General features: G+C 60.5%; 18 protein-coding genes, 1 tRNA gene and 1 pseudogene. 11 read left to right on the forward strand and 9 right to left on the reverse strand.

The features are described 5' to 3' along the window. Positions 1-56 precede the first annotated feature (56 nt). A complete protein-coding gene (locus tag AC0J5Z_RS06305; protein WP_475038229.1) occupies positions 57-839 on the reverse strand; it encodes a hypothetical protein in 783 nt (260 codons plus the stop codon). 160 nt (positions 840-999) lie between these two features. Here AC0J5Z_RS06305 and AC0J5Z_RS06310 point away from each other — a divergent pair, with 160 nt between their 5' ends. The 6 genes from AC0J5Z_RS06310 (at position 1,000) to AC0J5Z_RS06335 (ending at position 4,488) form a co-directional block, all read left to right on the forward strand. Beyond that, positions 1,000-1,308, forward strand: coding sequence for a hypothetical protein (locus tag AC0J5Z_RS06310; RefSeq protein WP_475038230.1), 309 nt, complete (start codon positions 1,000-1,002; stop codon positions 1,306-1,308). 11 nt (positions 1,309-1,319) lie between these two features. Then, positions 1,320-1,517, forward strand: coding sequence for a hypothetical protein (locus AC0J5Z_RS06315; RefSeq protein ID WP_475038231.1), 198 nt, complete (start codon positions 1,320-1,322; stop codon positions 1,515-1,517). 27 nt (positions 1,518-1,544) lie between these two features. Next, entirely contained in the window at positions 1,545-1,748 is a 204-nt protein-coding gene (locus tag AC0J5Z_RS06320) for a hypothetical protein (RefSeq protein WP_475038232.1), read from the forward strand. 62 nt (positions 1,749-1,810) lie between these two features. Beyond that, positions 1,811-2,338: a hypothetical protein gene (locus AC0J5Z_RS06325; RefSeq protein WP_475038235.1), complete on the forward strand. Its 528-nt coding sequence runs from the start codon at positions 1,811-1,813 to the stop codon at positions 2,336-2,338. Positions 2,339-2,489: 151 nt separating this feature from the next. Continuing rightward, positions 2,490-4,040, forward strand: a complete 1,551-nt coding sequence (locus AC0J5Z_RS06330; RefSeq protein ID WP_475038238.1) for a type IV secretory system conjugative DNA transfer family protein — start codon at positions 2,490-2,492, stop codon at positions 4,038-4,040. Positions 4,041-4,242: 202 nt separating this feature from the next. Next, positions 4,243-4,488 carry a helix-turn-helix domain-containing protein gene (locus AC0J5Z_RS06335; protein ID WP_475038241.1) on the forward strand — a complete coding sequence of 82 codons (246 nt, stop codon included), beginning with the start codon at positions 4,243-4,245 and terminating at the stop codon, positions 4,486-4,488. A 21-nt stretch (positions 4,489-4,509) separates the two neighbouring features. Here the strand turns inward: AC0J5Z_RS06335 and AC0J5Z_RS06340 are convergent, their stop codons facing one another. Then, the gene (locus tag AC0J5Z_RS06340) at positions 4,510-5,799 is read right to left on the reverse strand and encodes an ISL3 family transposase (protein ID WP_475038528.1); all 1,290 of its coding nucleotides are present in this window, start codon (positions 5,797-5,799) and stop codon (positions 4,510-4,512) included. 311 nt (positions 5,800-6,110) lie between these two features. Here AC0J5Z_RS06340 and AC0J5Z_RS06345 point away from each other — a divergent pair, with 311 nt between their 5' ends. Both AC0J5Z_RS06345 and AC0J5Z_RS06350 read left to right on the forward strand, forming a co-directional pair. After that, positions 6,111-6,758 carry an ImmA/IrrE family metallo-endopeptidase gene (locus tag AC0J5Z_RS06345; protein WP_475038244.1) on the forward strand — a complete coding sequence of 216 codons (648 nt, stop codon included), beginning with the start codon at positions 6,111-6,113 and terminating at the stop codon, positions 6,756-6,758. 2 nt (positions 6,759-6,760) lie between these two features. Further along, positions 6,761-7,570: pseudogene (locus AC0J5Z_RS06350) on the forward strand (recombinase family protein); the annotation flags it as partial. Here the strand turns inward: AC0J5Z_RS06350 and AC0J5Z_RS06355 are convergent. The 6 genes from AC0J5Z_RS06355 to AC0J5Z_RS06380 all read right to left on the reverse strand — a co-directional run bounded on the left by AC0J5Z_RS06355 (position 7,487) and on the right by AC0J5Z_RS06380 (position 15,759). Further along, a complete protein-coding gene (locus AC0J5Z_RS06355; protein WP_475038246.1) occupies positions 7,487-8,254 on the reverse strand; it encodes a hypothetical protein in 768 nt (255 codons plus the stop codon). The pseudogene AC0J5Z_RS06350 and the gene AC0J5Z_RS06355 sit on opposite strands and share 84 nt — an antisense overlap. 262 nt (positions 8,255-8,516) lie before the next feature. Continuing rightward, positions 8,517-8,593, reverse strand: a tRNA-Pro gene (locus AC0J5Z_RS06360). 98 nt (positions 8,594-8,691) lie between these two features. Next, positions 8,692-10,524: an ABC transporter ATP-binding protein gene (locus AC0J5Z_RS06365; protein ID WP_475038250.1), complete on the reverse strand. Its 1,833-nt coding sequence runs from the start codon at positions 10,522-10,524 to the stop codon at positions 8,692-8,694. Continuing rightward, positions 10,521-12,320 carry an ABC transporter ATP-binding protein gene (locus tag AC0J5Z_RS06370; protein ID WP_475038253.1) on the reverse strand — a complete coding sequence of 600 codons (1,800 nt, stop codon included), beginning with the start codon at positions 12,318-12,320 and terminating at the stop codon, positions 10,521-10,523. Before AC0J5Z_RS06370 ends, AC0J5Z_RS06365 begins: the two co-directional genes overlap by 4 nt. A gap of 152 nt (positions 12,321-12,472) precedes the next feature. Next, on the reverse strand, positions 12,473-13,420 hold the full coding sequence (locus AC0J5Z_RS06375) for a metallophosphoesterase (RefSeq protein ID WP_475038256.1): 948 nt from the start codon (positions 13,418-13,420) through the stop codon (positions 12,473-12,475). 2 nt (positions 13,421-13,422) lie between these two features. After that, positions 13,423-15,759 (reverse strand): transglycosylase domain-containing protein, encoded by a 2,337-nt coding sequence (locus AC0J5Z_RS06380; RefSeq protein WP_475038258.1) that lies wholly within the window; start codon positions 15,757-15,759, stop codon positions 13,423-13,425. Here AC0J5Z_RS06380 and AC0J5Z_RS06385 point away from each other — a divergent pair. The 3 genes from AC0J5Z_RS06385 to AC0J5Z_RS06395 are packed head-to-tail and all read left to right on the forward strand — an operon-like array spanning position 15,758 to position 17,381. After that, a complete protein-coding gene (locus AC0J5Z_RS06385) occupies positions 15,758-15,913 on the forward strand; it encodes a DUF4177 domain-containing protein (protein ID WP_011775990.1) in 156 nt (51 codons plus the stop codon). The two genes, AC0J5Z_RS06380 and AC0J5Z_RS06385, sit on opposite strands and share 2 nt — an antisense overlap. Positions 15,914-15,915: 2 nt before the next feature. Further along, on the forward strand, positions 15,916-16,452 hold the full coding sequence (locus AC0J5Z_RS06390) for a RidA family protein (protein WP_091470391.1): 537 nt from the start codon (positions 15,916-15,918) through the stop codon (positions 16,450-16,452). A 17-nt stretch (positions 16,453-16,469) separates the two neighbouring features. Beyond that, a complete protein-coding gene (locus AC0J5Z_RS06395; RefSeq protein WP_475038261.1) occupies positions 16,470-17,381 on the forward strand; it encodes an NUDIX hydrolase in 912 nt (303 codons plus the stop codon). Between the two features lie 88 nt (positions 17,382-17,469). Here AC0J5Z_RS06395 and aroQ read toward each other — a convergent pair whose 3' ends face one another. Next, on the reverse strand, positions 17,470-17,934 hold the full coding sequence (gene aroQ / locus AC0J5Z_RS06400; RefSeq protein WP_475038263.1) for a type II 3-dehydroquinate dehydratase: 465 nt from the start codon (positions 17,932-17,934) through the stop codon (positions 17,470-17,472). Between the last annotated feature and the right edge of the window lie 15 nt (positions 17,935-17,949).

Consider the following 17,949-nt stretch of genomic DNA (forward strand, 5'->3'; position numbering starts at 1 on the left):
GAATTGCCGTTTTCGTAAATCATTTACTGAGGCTGCGGCCGCCATACGCTTTCGTATCACTCCGTCGCCGACTCTGTGTTTTTGGTTTTAAACTCCACGCGATGGACTTCGATCCGTGCCGCACTTTTACGCTCAACGCTTATGGTTGCAAATAGGCCAGGGTTGGTGAAGTGAGCACCGAGCATCCAACTCACCCAAACGGGCATGATCCAATGAATCTCAATCGTAGCGACCGGCTCATCGTCGTCCGGTTTGGAAAGATCGAGAGGTACGCTAAACGACTCTAATGCTCGCACCATGTTGGATAAGTGTGAGTCGTGGAGCACGAAAGGAAAATCCTGCTCCGCGCCGTCGATAAAAACCTTGGGCCGGCGATACGCTATGCCTTCCGGTACATCGATGCTGAAGCTAACCAAAAATAGGCTTTCGCTCTTGTTCTCGACTTGGGCTGCATACACATTACCGAGCGGACGGTCATATAAATAGCCGTCGCGAATGATTTCGCTGAGCTGAATGGCGCCCCTATCACTGCGACGAAGAATTGTCCGCTCATTCACGAAGTGCTTGCGGGCACATTCCTTAAGTCGCTGGTCAAGGTTATCTCCTACGGTATTCAGTCCACTCGTCTCGAAGAACGCGCGGATCGTGCCGTCTTCGCCGTCGTCGTGGACGGCTGCAAGGTGCAGCAGTACATCGAACGCCTGCTCCTCGCTCCCGTGCCCGACGAAGTCTGTCAGCTGATCGAGTCCCGACACTCGTTGCCGTGCGAGCGGACCGAAGCCGCGCCGAAACGTCCAAAGCTCCTTGTGGAGCTCCTCTCGTATCGGGTCATCTGGCATCAGTCATTTCCGGCAGTCGTCTTTGCCGGCTGTTTGTGGACAGCCCCAATAGGGTGTCAGTTTAGTGTCAGTGACGCCGCCACTATGCCCCGCCATGCTGGATGTACGGCTTTCGCTCAAGAGGGCGAACCGAGTTTTTTGAGCAGGAAGGTATATACCGATGTCTGAACTTATTCCTCGCCCAGGTGGCAAGATCACGCCCTTCAACGCCCCCGAAGGATTCTCCCGTTCGGAGGGCAAGTCGGTGCAGCGCCGTCAGAATGCCGAGGTCGCCAACGGGCTTGTCACAGCGGCGCGTGTCCAGGCTGCCGGCTTTGTCGCCGCTACTGGCATGCATCTGACTAGCATGCTCAGCCGCGAGGCCGAGTTCCAGGCGAACGGCGACCCGCGGGCGGCCGAGCGGCTTAACTACATTGCCGATTCCTTCCTTGAGTATGCGGCGTGGGAAGTGCGCCGGTTCCAGCGGTAGGGAGGCGGACCGTGAAGCATGAATTTGCAAACCTGCTGACGCCAACTCGTCGCGCGGAGCCCCAGGTTCTGCAGCATGAGGCGGCTGTCCGTCTGTTCATCGGGCGGGCGGCAGCACTGGTGAATGAACTCGATAGCGCAGCCAGCCACAGCCCGGCATCTTCGCCTGATAGCACAGCAGATCTCGGCAATGGCACTGACCGCACTTGAAACCTGGCCCAAGGAACCACAGCGGCCATGACTGCGATCTTTTGGATTGCCATCCTGGTCACCTGCGCCGCTTGGATTGGCGTCGCCTATCTCGTAGCAGCTGACTTCTGGCGCGACCAGTCCCCATCCTCGCGCGATCGCGTTGCCGACATCACGAGGGAAGCCCACGATGCCACCCAGCGACTCGCAGCGCTGTATCACCAAGCGCTCAAGGATATGCGCCGCCGTTAGAGCGGGTGGCTCGTCCTAACCTCACCCATTTCAAACATGCCTCCAGGAAGGGGTTATTTGTCATGCCCGAAACCTTTACTCCGACAGAACTCGTCGATGCGCAGATGCGCCTTAGTGACTACGTCCTTGATCAGGCTCATCAGATGGAACGGCGTCTATTCTTTGGCTGGGAGCCAGCCGGCGACGCTCCCGAGAAGTATAAGGAGCTGTGTGAGGCGTTCGCCGTTTCTCATCGGGAAGGCCGTCCGCTGCCCGTTTCCAATGAGAACAGCAGTAGCGTCGTGTTTGGATCACCGGACGTCAACATGGCGTACCGCTACGTCCATGACGTCGCCCATGTTGAGCAGGGACTCAGTTTCTCGTCGCCGGATGAGTTCACGCTTGCCCGCTGGCTGATGCGACGCTTCGAGCGCGCCGGGTTTAGTCGCGATGATCTGGAATGGCATCTCTTTGAAGCGGATGCGGTCGGCCAGGTTGTGTTCTACGCCGTGACCAAGCAGTACGTGGGGGACCAGCTGCAGTTTGCGCTGGACTGTGTACGGCATGGTCTGAACACTGGCATTTACCTTGAAATGGAGCGGCAGCGGTGAGCGTTGATCCGACCCCTCGGTCATGGTTTGACCGAGCAATCGGAGCGTGCATGTCCGTGCTGTTGGCCGTGATTGCCCTTTACTGTGCAACGCAGGTGCTGCAGTCGATTCTTCCGTTCCTGATCGTCTGCGTGGGTGTTGCGTCGATCATTTGGGCCGTGCGGGCCGTGGCATCCAGCCGGAGCAGCGTCGTGGTGTTTCCCGTGGCGTTGAAAACAAGCAAGGTGAGCATGGCTTTGCGAGCTATGTCCGCATCGGCGTGAGCGCCAAAGAGGAGGACCGCCGCCGAACTCTTATTGGTGGCGTAGTTAGCGCTTTTCGCTCGATGGTGGCTCCAGGGCTCCGCTTCGAGGTGGATTTAGACCATATCCGGAAGCTCAACCACCCGAGTTCTGAGTGGCCGCGCTTCGCATTCGGACAGCGCCTTTCTGCCATCGAGGTCGGGATGCTCAGCGCTTGGCCAATCGGTGAGGGGTCCGTGGTCTATCCTGGCCAGCCACCCGCTCATCCGAGACAGGTTCGACCTTCCTTCGCGGCGTCATCCACGGATCGCATCGTCGCCTCGGCGACAGCACCCGGTGCAAAGGATGTCCAGCTAGGTTTGTCGCCAGCCGATAGCTGCCATCATGTCTGGGCCATGGGGCCGACCGGCGTGGGCAAGAGCTCCGTGCTCCTGTCCCTGATCATCAATGACATGGCGGCGGGGCGTAGCTGCGTTGTGATCGAACCGAAGGACTTAATTCGCGACGTCCTCAAGCACGTGCCCGCAGAGCGTCAAGACGACGTTGTCGTGCTCGATCCACTCGACAGCGAGCCGGTCGGCATCAACCCGCTTGATGGCCATGGCCGCAGCCCCGCGCTTGTCGCCGATCAACTCTTCGGTACCTTTCATGCGCTCTACGGTGATCAGTTCGGTCCGCGCAGCTCTGACATCCTGCGGCACTCGCTCCTGGCACTGGCTCAGCGCAAGGACGCGAGCCTAGCCATGCTGCCAATTTTGCTCAATAACAAGAAGTTCCGGCAGTCAGCCATTCAGCACATCGCTGGGGGTGATCCGTTCTCGGCTGGCCCGTTTTGGCACTGGTATGAGCAGCTGTCGCCGGAGGCAAGTGGCCAAGTCACCGCGCCGCTCATGAACAAGCTGCGCCCGCTGTTAGAACCGCACCTACGCCATGTCCTCGCACAGCCGACGCCACGCTTCAACGTCCGTCAGGTGCTGACTGAACGGAAGATTCTGCTCGTACCGCTTCAGAAGGGAATGCTGGGGCCCGAAGCCGCCCAGCTACTGGGAGCCATGGTCGTTGCTGAACTGTGGCAGGCCATACAAGAACGCGCCAACCTTCCGACGAACGATCGCCATCCGGTCATGGTCTACCTCGATGAGGTTCAGGAGTACCTTCGCCTGGGCGGCGATCGCCAGAACCCGGCAGGAATCAAAACTCTTGCCATCCGGCTCGAACCGGACGTCCACACACAACTGACGCTGATTGCCCAGTTGCGGAACAGCACGATCACTGACGAGATCAGAAAGGCCCTGATGGCACACATTGATGGCATCAAGGGCAGTGCCGATCTCGCCTCGCAGGCAGAATCCGCTATGGCGGAGATCGAGCGCGAAGCTGCTGCTCGCCGTGAAGCGATCGCGCAGTTGTTTGGTAGCGATCCGGAGGCGACTAAAACTCGCCCGGCTCGCGGACGGTAGGTTCGAGAAAATAGGCAGGGGCAGCGTGAGCCGCACTCGTAAGAGCGCCTCCGCTGTCCTTGCCGGACATCTCTATTGAACCCTTGGAACGGTTAGGAAGTCCTTCCTTTCTTGACGGAATTTCTGTTGTGGAATTCGCTTAAATCGTTGAATGAATTGAACGGAAGATTCATAATACAAACAGAAATTGGAGATAGAAGAAATGCAGGAAAAAGTTATACAAGGCTTGGCTGAAACCATCAGAACTCAGCGTCAGAAGCTTGGCCTTTCAGCCAGTGAGGTTGCCCGTCAGGCAGGCGTAGCCAAAGGCACCATCACGCGGCTGGAGCTGGGGCAGATCGCCAACCCTCGCATGGATAACCTGCGTGCCATCGCCGACGTTCTCCAGCTTCCGCTCACCGACATCCTGGCTGAGTCGAGTCTGCTGGCTCTTCACGGTTCGTGGTGAATGTTCTGCCGTGGTGAATGTTCATGCCGCTGTTCTGGCGGCACTGCGCAACAGGATACGCGTTTTGTAGTTGCGTGCGTTGGTGAATCCCCGGCCCGTCCGTTTGATGTGCTTGATCGCGGTGTTGTTGGCTTCCACTTTCGCCGTTGTCGCACCGGTGACAATGAGGACTTCGATCTCTTTCCACCACCGGCAGATCGTGCGCCAGAGCCGGTTGCTTTCCGGCTGGGCAGCTTGTTCTACCAGACCTTGCAGTCGGTCTTTCGCGGCGGCTGCGTCGGCGAGGGATCCGGTGGCGAGTAGCGTCCGGAGCTGCTCTTTGACCAGCCAGGCTGCCTGCAATTTTCCGGTGGCATCGTCGGTGGCGAACACGGTGCTGAGCCTGTCCCGTCCACGGTCAGAGAGTGAGTCCCCGGCCCGCAGGAGCAGGCGCCGGTTGGCCCAGACCGGGTCGATGGAGCGTCCCCGCCGGCCATGCACCTGTTGGGTGAGCCGTTGCCGGACTTCGGTGAGCATGTCGTTGCCGAGCTTGACCAGGTGGAACGCGTCGACCGAGACCGCGGTGCGTGGCAGCCACATTCTCAGGGCCTTTCGGAACGCCGCTGATGGGTCGATCGCGACGACCTGAACGCCCAGGCGCCACTGGAGCGGCCGGGCGAACAGCCAGTCTCCGACGCCTTCGCTGTCGCGGCCGTCAACGATCCCGAGGACCTGTCCGGTGTCCAGATCGACGATGGTGGTCATCCAGGGTTCGTAGCGTTTCCAGGCCTTGGTGGCTGGGTCGCGGAAGAACCGCACGGACCGGTAGCGGTGTTCGTCGATGCCGAGCATCCGCGGTGCCAGGGCGTCAACGTCCGGCAGGGTCAGGGCCGCGGAGTCCAGCGCCCGCTGGACCAGCCACCAGGAGACACCGAATGAAGAGGCTGCTTCCGCGGCGGCCCTTCCGGATCCGATCACGGCGGCCACGAGAGCGTCGCGGAGCCGGCGGGTGGACCGGGCGCGGCGCGGGACCTGGGCAGTTTCCTCGGCGAATGTCCGCCGCGGGCACAGGTACTCATCGCAGAAGAATCTCCGCTTGGCCCAGATCACTTCGACCGGACCGGCGACAGGGATGTCGCGCAGACGTTGTGGCCGGCGGGAATGCACGCGGGTGCTGATCACGCCACAGGCGGGGCAGCCAGCCTCGGCAGTAGCTTCGACGCTGACCCGTCGCTGCCCGAAAGTGAGGATCTCAGTGTCTGTGACACGGTAGTCGGGCAGGTTGAAAATGGCGGTGGCAGCATCGGGGCGCGGGGAAGTAGGCTCGATCAAGGCTCGTAGCTCCTGACTCTTGATGAATGCGTAGAGAACATCCATCACAGCAGGGCTACGAGCCCTTCAGCTTTCAAGACACGGAATCCGTTTCACCACGAACCACGGAGAGCCAGTCTGCTGCGCGGCTCCGACCTACCAACGCTAAGTCCCTATCTCCGGACGAAGTTCAAAGATATGCCCGACAGCGCAGTCCGTGAAATTGAAGACCATTTCCGTGATGTCGCCGCCCGGCATGGCATCGATATAAATACAGGTCCAGCCCAAGGCGAGGACGAATAACCAAACGACTTCTCAGAAAGGAGACAGCCATGACCAACGAACATATTTCTACATATATCGAACGGAGCGTCCTGGCTACTCTCCGAGGCCTTATTCCTAACAGGGAAGTCCGCTCGCACGCGGAGGCCAAGCGAGTTGCCGAACACCAAGCCACCCGACTGCTGGAACTCCATCAGATCGAAAATGGCCCAGTGCCAGTTGAATTCATTGCCGATCTGCCTAAGATCGAGATCGAACTCGTGGACGCCCCGGTCTCGGGCGCCAGCTTCTGGAATGGCAATAGCTGGATCATTCAGCTCAACAAGCATGAACCCTACTGTCGCCAGCGCTTCACTTTGGCCCACGAGTACAAGCACATCATCGACCACAACCGCGCCGACGCTCTCTACATCGGCAGTCGTGACGCCACCCCAGCCGAACAGGCCGAGCAAGCTGCAGATTACTTTGCTGGCTGCCTGCTGGTTCCCAAGAAGCTATTGAAGCGCGCATACTACGGCGGTATGCAGCGTACGGCTGATCTCGCAGCCTACTTCCAGGTTTCCGAAGCTGCGATGACCGTACGCCTGCTTCAGACGGGCATCGTCGGACCTGCTCCACGCTGCACGCCGCAAAGCACACCGTTCTCCCGTTCATGGCAGTACCGCATGAAGCGCCGCACCCAAATACAAGGAGTTTGACGATGACGATTGAAGAAGTCGAAGCACTGAGACCGCGTAAGGCAGTTCTGTATCTGCGCGTCTCAAGTAAGAAGCAAACACAGACTGCCATTGATATCGATAAGGATGGCAATTCCATCGCCACGCAGCGTGACATCTGCGAACAGAAGGCCGAAGCTGTCAACGCGGACATCATCGAGGAATTCGTCGAGCCGGGCGTATCAGCTCAGACCATCGAGAAGCGACCGGTGTTTCAAGCCCTTCTCGGGTTCCTGCAAAAAAACCGCGACGTCGATTACGTGATCGTCTACGCGCGATCGCGCGCCTTCTGTAATTTCATCGATGCGGCTATCACGCGGCGTCATCTCGATAAGCTCGGCGTACGCTTGCTATCTGCTCGGGAAGACTTTGGTGAGGGTACCTACGCCGAAGCAATGGAAGCTGTCACCGACATCATGAACCAAGTGCAGAACCAACTGAGCGGTGAGGACATTCGCATCAAGATGCGAAACAAAGCCGTCAACGGCGGCACGTTGGGCAAGGCTCGGCTCGGGTATCTCAACATCCGCAAGGACATCGACGGGCGCATGATCAACAGCGTTGGGCTCGACGAGGTCAGGGCACCGCTCGTCCTCAGGGCCTTCGAGCTGTATGCCACGGGGCGATATTCGATCGAGCAGCTGGAAGCGACGATGGCGGATCTCGGCTTAACTAATCGCCAGACCGCACGATTCCCCGAAGGGCCCGTCTCAGCCAGCAAGCTGCATCAGATGCTGAAGGACCCCTATTGCGTCGGGTACGTCGTCTACAAGGGCGATGCCTATCCCGGACGGCATGAGCCAATCATTGGCCAAGACCTGTTCGATCAAGTGCAAGAGATTTTGAGCTCCCGGAGTGGTGCGGGCTCGCGTGACCGTATCCACAACCACTTCCTCAAGGGCATGCTCTACTGCGGCAAGTGCTTCAAGCTCGGCCGACAGAGCCGCGTTATCTACACGGAGGCGAAGGGGAGAGGCGGCACCATTCACGAATACTTCTTTTGCCGAGCTCGACAGGAGGGCAAGTGCGGCCTTCCGTATCTGCCGGCTTATCTGGTCGAGGACAGCGTGGCGGACTCTTACAGCCAGCTCGTTCTCGACGAGGACTTCAAACAAGATGTGCGCAGGCGACTGGAAGATGCCCTCCTGGGTGAGCAGAAGGACATCAAGGAGATGTATGCGAGGTACACCAATCAACTGAAGGAAGTCGAAGCCAAGGAGAGTCGCCTCGTCGACGTTGCCGCTGACGGCATCCTGCCTGCGTCGAAGGTTCGCGAGAAGATGCACGAGCTGCGTGTACAGCGTTCTCGTATTGAAGATAGTCTCGCCAACATCGGTGAAGAGATTGCCGTAGGTGGCCAGCTGCTGACCAAGGCCCTTGATCAGATTCCGGACCCGAAGGCGTACTACGAGAAGGGGACGGACAAGGTTCGGAGGCTCCTCAACGAATCCTTTTTCATGCGATTCTTTGTCTATCAAGACGGCGCGGTTGGCGCGGATCTCAACGAACCCTTTGACGACATCTTTGCCGCCCGGACGGCCTTCCGGGCGTCCAAAACGCCACAGGCGGTATCTGTTCCAGGATCGTCCGAATCGTCCCTAACAGGGCCGTTTTTGGGCGATTCAGGCGGACTTGCCCGGCAATTCCGGGATACCAAAAATGGCGCCGATTTCTCGACGCCATCTCTGTTGTTCAAACTAAAGTCGATCTATTCAAACCATGGTTCGAATAAAGCGACTCTGGTCGGGATGACAGGATTTGAACCTGCGACCTCTTCGTCCCGAACGAAGCGCGCTACCAAGCTGCGCTACATCCCGATCCGCTGCGAAAGCAACTGTTCAAGGATAGCTGAATCGATGCGTGATGCGAAATCGAGGGGGTGGTGTCGCTCCTCACAGCGGCCGGCCAAGAGAAGCTACACCAATGAGTCGCGCCAGGCCCCATGAAGCTGGGCAAACCGTCCGCCACCGCTGATCAACTCGGCCGGTGTCCCGTCCTCCACAATGCGGCCGTCGTGGACCACCAGAACCCTGTCAGCCGTCTCCACCGTTGAGAGGCGGTGGGCGATGATGATGGCCGTGCGGGCCCCCCTGCCACCAGCCACTCCCTCCAAGAGATGGGCTAGCCCCTGTTGGACCATGCGCTCAGAAGGGATGTCCAGGGAGGACGTCGCCTCATCCAGTATCAGCACGGCAGGTGCGGCCAGGAAAGCGCGGGCGAAACCGATCAGTTGGCGCTGACCGGAGGACACGCGCCCACCCCGCTTGTTGACGTCGGTGTCGTATCCTTCGGGCAAGCTGGAGATGAACTCGTGGGCACCCACAGCAACAGCAGCAGCTTCGATCTCTTGACGGGACGCTTCAGGCCGGCCCAGCGCTATGTTGTCCGCCACGGAGCCGCTGAACAGGAACGCCTCCTGCGTCACCATCACCACAGCCCGACGAAGGTCTGTGGTGGGCAGGTCACGAAGATCGACGCCATCCAGGGTGATGGCGCCTGACGTTACGTCGTAGAAGCGTGCCACGAGCTTGGCCAACGTCGACTTTCCCGCACCCGTCTGGCCCACCAGGGCAACCGTCTGGCCAGCCGGAATGTGAAGGTCAAGCTTTGGGACTACAACCTTGCCGTCGCTGTAGCCAAACTCAACGTCCTTGAAGTCAATCTCGCCCCGTGAGCTCTTTAGGCTTACCGGGTTCTTGGGCGGTCGGACCGTTGGCACTTCTTCGAGGAGCCCGGACACCTTTTCCAAGGCAGCCTGTGCACTCTGGAAGGAGTTGTAGAACATAGCCATTTGGTCCACGGGCTGGAAGAAACGCTTGGTAGATAGGATCAGTGCCAGCAGGACACCAACAGCCAGGTCGCCACTCAGAACCCGGAAGCCGCCAAACAGCAGGACCACAGCCACACAAACATTGCCGATCAGCACCAAGCCCGGCTGGAAGATGCCGTTCAAGTTGATGGAGCGGACAGTGTTCTTGCGGTAGTCCTCGGCCAGCTCGCCGTACCGGGATGCGTTTTCGCGCTCCTTGCGGAACGCCTTCACGGCACGGATACCGGTCATCGTTTCCACGAAGTGGACGATCAGCCGGGCAGACACCACACGCGACTCACGGAACGCGATCTGCGAGTGCTTCTGGTACCAACGGGCAAGGAAGAACATGGGCACGCCGGCCGCGAGGACAATCAGTCCGCTTTGCCAATCCAAAGCAAAAACAGTCACAGCGGTGAACACCATGAACAGCATGCCCGACGCCAGGGAACTCACCCCGGAATCCAACAGTTCACGCAGCGCCTCAAGGTCCGAGGTCTGCCGGGCAATGATGCGACCAGAGGTGTACTTCTCGTGGAACTCAAGGCTCAACCGCTGGGTGTGCCGGAAGACCCGCAGCCGCAGATCCAGCAGCATGGCCTGGCTGAGTCGGGCAGTCGAGGTCACGTACAGCGCAGTCATTCCAGCCGTGGCGATCGCAGCCGCCAAGTAGAGAGAACCAGCCAGCACCAACGGCCCGTTGTCGCCCGACTGCAGTGCAGGAAGGGCGTTATCGATGCCAAAGGCGATCAGTGCAGGTCCGGCGACGCGGGTGAGCTGCGAGACCACCACCATCACGATCGTCAGCCAGAAACGCAAGCGTACAGGGCGGATGAGCGAGGCAAGCAAGGTGAGCGACCGGCGTCGTACGGCTTTGCTGTCTGCTTTGGTGAGGAGTGTGTTGTCCTCGTTGGCGGTTCCAAACGTTGCGGCACTCACCGGCGGACCTCCTCTGCTTCTTCGAGCTCGTCCAGTTCGGTGTCCAGGTCCTTCGGGCCGGCGTCCAGGCTGGCGATGACGTAGCGGTAGTGATCGTTCTCGGCCAACAGTTCCGTATGGGTCCCGACGGCGGTGATGGTCCCGTTTTCGAGCAACGCCACCCGGTCCGCCAAGGCCACAGTGGAGGGGCGGTGCGCGACGATTAAGGTGGTGGTCTCGCGCAGGACCTCTCGCAACCTGGCCTCCACACGTTCCTCGGTATTCACATCCAGGGCAGACAGGGGATCGTCAAGGACCAGAACCTTGGGCTTCGCGGCGATCGCGCGGGCCAGGGCGATACGTTGCCGCTGGCCTCCGGACAGGCTCAGCCCTTCCTCGCCGATCAGTGTGTCCAGGCCGTCCGGCAATGAGTAGGCGAACTGCGCCTGTGCCACGTCCAAGGCCTCGTCCAAGGCGGCAGCGCTCGGCTCCGGAGCGCCCAGGAGGACGTTGTCCCGGACCGAACTGGAGAACAGCGTGGTGTCCTCGAACGCCACGGCAACGATCTTTCGCAGCTCGTCGATGTCGTAGTCGCGGACGTCCACGCCGTCAATCGTCACGGCGCCCTCGGTGACGTCATAGAGGCGGGGGACCAGTTGGAGGAGGGCGCTCTTGCCGCTACCCGTGATGCCCACAAGGGCCATGGTCTCGCCTGGGCGGACATCCAGGGTGACGTCGTGCAGGAGGGTGCCGCCGTCGTCGAATCCGAAACCTGCGTGCTCAAAGCGCAATGCGCCCTTCACGGTTTCCGGAACCGCAGCCCGATCCGGCGAGGTGATGGTGTTTTCCGTGTCCATCACCTCGAAGTGACGGTCCAAGGCGGTCTTGGCGGTCAGAGCCATGGCCAGCAGCATGCCGGAGAATTCCACCGGCGTGGCCACCACGGCAGCTGTTGCGAAGAACGCCACCAAAGCACCAATGCTGAGCTCTCCACTCGCGGCGAGCATGATGCCCACCACCAACCCGAAGCCCAGCGCCAACTCCGGAAGCAGCGTAACCACCAGTGTGAAGCCGGCCTGCTGCTTAGCCTTGGCGATCTCGGTCTGACGCAGTTCTTCTGCCTGGCCGTTGAAGTTCTCCAGCGCTTCGCGGCTCCGCCCGAAAGCTTTCAGGACCCGGATGCCGTGGACGGATTCCTCCACGGTGGTGGCGAGGTCGCCGGCTTGGTCCTGGCTAAGGCGGGTGACCAAACTGAAGCGGCGGCGGAAGCGGAACGAATTGATCATGATCGGAACGGCCGCTGCAAGGAAGATGAGTGCCAGCTGCCAGCTCATGGAGAACATCACTCCGACGCCGATGATCACAGTCAGCGTGGTGACCACCAGCATGATCGCGCCGAAAGCCATCCAGCGACGCAGGAAACTCAGGTCCGTCATGGCGCGTGAGAGCAGCTGGCCGGAACCCCAACGGTCGTGGAAAGCAACAGTGAGCTGCTGCAGGTGGCCGTAAAGAGTCACCCGCATCCGGGTCTCGACAGTGGTTGCGGGGTTGATGACGAACTGCCGGCGCAAAGCCACCAGCCCCGCTTCAGCAATACCCAGAGCAAGAATTACGACGGCGGCAATCCAGACGGCGTCCGTGGAACCGCCGGGCTGGAGGGAGTTGTTGACAAGAACCCGCAGGACTTGCGGGATGGTCAGCGCAACGATGCTGGCCAACAGGGCGCAGATCAGGCCCATGAATAGTCGGGGGAGGATGGGCCGCACGTGAGGGTACAGGCGGCCGACGGAGGTGAAGAATGACGTTTGCTTGGACATGCCCGCTTCTCAACAGCTGGATCTTCAGATGGTGCGGAGGTAGTTTCCCGTAGCAACTACCCTATGCCATGGCATGATTCGTTTCACAGGACCACGCAATGAAGGTGAAATGTTTGACCCAGTTATTGGGGATCGTAATGATCCCTCGGACTTTAGCTGCGGGACGTGAGCGTCAGCAGCACTGCTTCCGGGCGGCACGCGATGCGGACAGGTGCGAAGCGGGACGTGCCAATGCCGCCGGAGACGTTCACCGGCGCCGTAAAGCTATCGCTTTCCCAATCGTGGAGGCCTTTGGCACGCCAATTGGGGAGGTCGCAGTTGGCGACGAGCGCACCGTAACCGGGGATGCAGATCTGGCCGCCGTGTGTGTGGCCGGCCAGGATCAGGTCCGCCGCGGCCTCCGTGAAGTGGTCAAGCACTCGCTGGTAAGGAGCGTGAATGACGGCCACCTTCAGGTGCGGACGGGCATCCTGGTTGACCGTTCCGCGGGGCCAGCCGGCATATCGTTCGCGGTTCAGGTGGGGGTCATCGACTCCGGAGAAGTCGAAGCGCAGCCCGTTCAGCACCACTGACTGGGCACGATTGGTGAGGTCGATCCAGCCTCCCATGCCGAAGGCCGAGCGGAGCTTCGGCCAGTCCAAGGCAATGGGATCGGTGCGCATCCGGGAAGGACCACGGAAGTAGCCCACAGGGTTTTTGATACGCGGGGCGTAGTAATCGTTGGAGCCCGGAACGAAAACGCCCGGGAACTCCAGCAGGGGCCGCAGGGCGTTGATCAGGGGATCGACGGCCTTGGCGTGACTGAGGTTGTCGCCCGTGTTGACCACTAGGTCAGGCTTGAGGTCCGCCAGCGACTGCAGCCATTGTGCTTTTTTGTCCTGGCCCGGCACGAAATGGATGTCGCTCAGGTGCAGGACACGGAGTGGGGCTGAACCGGCCGGGAGGATGGGCAGGGTTTCGTGGCGGACCTCAAACTGGTCCTTCTCCCACCAACCGTAGGCGGCGGCTGCTGCGCCTGCTGCGGCACCGACGGCAGCAGTGACGGCGAAACCGCGCCCGACAGTGCGGACGCGGTTTGCCAGTGAATCGCTGAAGGACATGCTTAGTCCTTATTGCCGTTGCCGTTGTTACCGTTGCCGTTGTTCCCGTTCCCGTTGGACGGCGGGTTGGGCGCGGTGGACGGCGTGTTGTTGGACGGGGCGTTGTTCCGCGGCTGAGGCGTCGCTGCACCGAGCAAGTTCGACGGCGGCTGCTGGAACGGGTTGGTTCCGTAAGCGGGTGCAACCGCCAGCATGTAGTTGGTGAACTGCGGGCCTGCGATCATGTAGCCGTCGATTGCGGGGTAGAACTTGCCGTTGACCGTGAGGTTGCGGCCCGGACGAAGCTGGTCACCCAAGGGGTCACCGAACCAAGACGCAGTCGCCAAGCCGCTAGTGTAGCCGACAACCCAGGTGGAACCGTTGGAGTCGTTGGTACCGGTCTTGGCAGCCACCGGGAAGTTCTTGGAGTTAAGAGCCGGGCGGATCAAGGAACCTGAACCCTCGTCGAGCACCTTACCCATGGCGTACGCAACGCCGCGGGCTACTTCAGGCTTTACAGCGTCACGGCAGCTGGAAGATTGCGCGGGAAGCTCGGCTCCGGACTGATCCTTCACCGAAGTGATAGCGATCGGTTCGCAGTATTTACCGTCAGCCGCGAAGCTGGCAAACGAAGCAGCCATGGTCAGCGGTGCGGTCTGCGTAGCGCCGATCAGGTTGGACAACGTGGTCATTGTGACCTTGGGGTTTGGATCGGTGACCTTGCCGGTGTCGTCCCGGGCAGGGAGACCGCCGTGAATGCCTGTGGCGTCGACTATTCCCTGAATTCCACAGAGATCCACCTGGGCTGCGGAAGCAAAAGTCGCAGTGTTGATGGAGTTCTGGAGGCCGTAGAGAACGGTCATGTTCCGGTAGTAGCCTTCGTCAGAGTTCTGGAGGTCGAAACTGCCAGGCACGCTCTTGTCGTAGAAACCGTTGACCGGGGTGGGGCACGTGTTCCGCCAAGGGAAATTCTGCTGATAGGTCCGGCGGGAAGCGTTGACGTTTTGGTTCATCGACTTGCCCTCGTTCAGCCACTGGGCGAAGGTGAAGGGCTTCATTGTGGAACCAGGCTGGAATCCACCAATGCCGTTGAGGTCATTGCCGTTGGCGTCCAAAACGTCCACGTTGAAGTTCTGCGTCTGATCGAACTTGCCCTCTTGAGGCAGCCAAACAGTGTTCTGGGCCATGCTCACGATCTGGCCGGTGCCCGGCTGGACGGAGACGATCGATGCGCCCCACTTGTCCGGGTTGGCGCCAGCCGTTGCGTCCACCTGCTGCTGCGCGACGGTCTGTGCAGTCGGATCGAGAGTGGTCTGGATGGTGAGGCCGCCACGCATGACCCGCTTTTCGCGATCATCCGGGGTGTCACCGTAGGCCGGGTTGTTCAGCAGCAAGTGCAACACATAGTCACAGAAGTACGGCGCCATGGTGGCATAAGCGCAACCCTGGCGGGCCGGGGTGACCTTGGTGGTGACAGGGGTAGCGATAGCCTCTTGGTACTGGGCCTGCGTGATCTTGCCCTGGTTGACCATGGAATTCAGCACAAGGTCGCGGCGCTTCTGGGCGTTTTCCGGATTAGCGATGGGATCGAAGGCCGACGGGCTGTTGACCAAGCCGGCCAAAAGGGCGGCTTGAGGAAGCGTCAGGTCTTTGGCAGAGACACTGAAGAAGAACTTGGACGCAGCTTCGATGCCGTAGGCGTCACGGTTGAAGAACACGATGTTGAGGTAGCCCTCAAGGATCTGCTCCTTGGAGAACTTCTTCTCCAGCGCGATGGCGAGCTTCATTTCACGGAGCTTGTCGCCGACGCCCTTGCCGCCACCGTTGAGCTTGACGTCCTCTTCCCGGTCAGCCGCGACGAGGGATTCGTTGATGACGTTGTTCACGTACTGCTGCGTGATGGTGGACGCGCCCTGCTTGTTGCCGCGGGCGGTGCTGACGATGGCTCGCATGATGCCGGTGGTGTCAATGCCGCCGTGCTCATAAAAACGGCTGTCCTCGATAGCGATGACAGCGTCCTTGATGAACGGGCTCATTTGATCCAGCGGAACCTTGGTCCGGTTCTCTGCGTAGATCGATGCGATCGGCGAACCGTCCTTGGCCAGAATCGTGGTGTTCTGGGCGGGCGGATCCACCTGCAGTTCGGCCGGAAGAGTGTCAAAGAACTGGATTGAACCACTTGCGGCACTGCCGGAAACGGCGGCTGCGGGGACCAAAAGGCCCGCCACCAGGACGCCACAAATCGCGCTCACACCAAGGAAGCCTAGAATCTTTCCGAGGGTGGTGGCAGTGTCGAATAGTGGGTTCTTGCGAGTCACCATGTTTTCCACTTTACCGGCAAGGGCTAGGCTTTCTGTCATGACCAAATGGGAGTACGCCACGATTCCGCTCATTATTCACGCTACGAAGCAGATCCTGGACCAGTGGGGCGAGGACGGCTGGGAGCTCGTCCAGGTCGTCGGTGGCCCCGATGGCAAAGGCCTTGTTGCATACCTGAAGAGGGAGAAGCAGTAATCATGACAACCCCCGCAGAAACCACGTCTGCCGCGGAATCCGGCGCCCCCACATCTGCTGTTGAGCAGCGTCTGGCCGAGCTCGGACTCACTCTTCCGGAGGTCGCCGCACCCGTAGCCGACTACGTGCCGGCAATCGTCTCCGGCAACTACGTTTACACGTCAGGACAGCTGCCCTTTATTAACGGCAAACTCGAAGCTACGGGCAAGGTTTCCCTCGGCGAGTTGGGCGCGTCCGATGAACCCACCGTAGATCCGGAGGACGCCAAGCGCTACGCAGCCCTCTGCGCCATCAACGCCCTCGCTGCAGTCAAGAGCGTCATCGGCGATCTGGACCGCGTCACCCGCATAGTCAAGGTGGTGGGCTTCGTGTCCTCAGAGCCCACCTTCACCGGCCAGCCCGGCGTGATCAACGGTGCGTCCGAACTCCTCGGCCAGGTATTTGGTGACGCAGGCAAGCACGCACGCTCCGCCGTCGGCGTTTCTGTCCTGCCGCTCGACTCTCCTGTAGAAGTCGAGCTCATTGCTGAATTCAGCTAAGGAACCGGTTCACCCAATTGCCGCAGCTTGCCCGCCGTCTGTTCGTACTGCCCCCGGAACTCGAAGGGGCAGCACGAAACTGGCTTGAGCTTGGCGAACGGACCCCAAGGGCCGCCCGCTACGCCTCCTCCGTCGTGCTGTTGCGCGACTCGCCCACCGGCTTGGAAACCTGGCTTGGGTACAGGCCGGGAGCCTCGCCGTTGGGCGTTGTCGCGTTCCCGGGCGGATCCCTGGATCCGTCCGACGACGACCCCGTGGGTTGGTTGGGCCCCTCACCTCAGCATTGGGCTGAGCAGATGGGAACGGACGACGTCGGGCTCGCCCGCCGTCACGTTGTGGGCGCCATCCGCGAACTCTTCGAAGAAACAGGCGTCCTGCTCGCAGGCCCTGATGCTTCCTCTACGGTCGAGGCGAACTCCACCGTCGACTGGATGCGCGCCCGGGAGGCTGTGGCCGCCCAGGAGAAGTCCTTCACAGAGATGCTCTCCAAGCGCGGGCTCTCCCTCCGCACGGACCTCCTGAAGCCACTGGTGAACTGGCTCAGCCCGGACTTCGCGCATGCGCGTTTCAACACCCGATACTTCGCTGCCACCGTCCCCGTGAACCAGCAACCCACCATCCTTGGTAGTAAAGGGGTGTGGGGCCGCTGGGTCACCGCCGCCGAAGCCATCGCCCTGCGGGATACCTCAGCACTCGGTGACGAAGTTGGCCAGGAAAATACCGTTGGCCTCAAGCTTGGTCAGCTCCTGGTACCGGGCTCGGAAATCATGCTCGAAAAGATGGCCAACGCCAACGGCTGCATCGCTTACCTGAGCTACAAACGGAAGGCTCATGTGTACCAGGCGAAACTGGTGGACGAGGGCGGAATCCTGATGCTCGAGGTTGAAGCCGCCCGCACCGTGGCAGGGGAGCCCCAGCGGGAGCGCTAAGACGATCTCTCACATCCCTCGCGCTTGAGTGCAACGCTCGCTCACATCCCTCGCGCTTGGGTGGAACGCTCGCTCACATCCCTCTTTGTTAGACCGCGTCTGCCAGGTACTCGATGGCCAGCTTGTAGCCGAGCACACCTGCGCCAACGATGATCGCGTTGCACACACCCGAGAGGTACGAGTGGTGGCGGAACTCCTCACGTTGGTGCACGTTGGTGATGTGAACTTCGACGGCGGGTAGCTGCACTGCGGCCAAGGCGTCACGAAGGGCCACGGAAGTATGCGTGAAGGCCCCGGCGTTGATCACGATCCCGACGGCGCTACCTCGCGCAGCGTGGATGGCGTCCAGGAGGTCACCCTCATGGTTCGACTGCACGCAATCAACTGTGAAGCCATGGGCCGCGGCCGCAGTCATCGCCAGTCGCTCCACATCCGCCAGCGTGGACGTTCCGTACTTCTCCGGCTCTCGGGTGCCCAGGAGGTTCAGGTTGGGGCCGTTGATCACAAGGATGGTGCCGCGACCGGCTTCGGCGGCGGGAGTGGCTTCAGTCATGGCTCCCAATCTATA

Source organism: Paenarthrobacter sp. TRD_SC_7 (assembly GCF_056156245.1).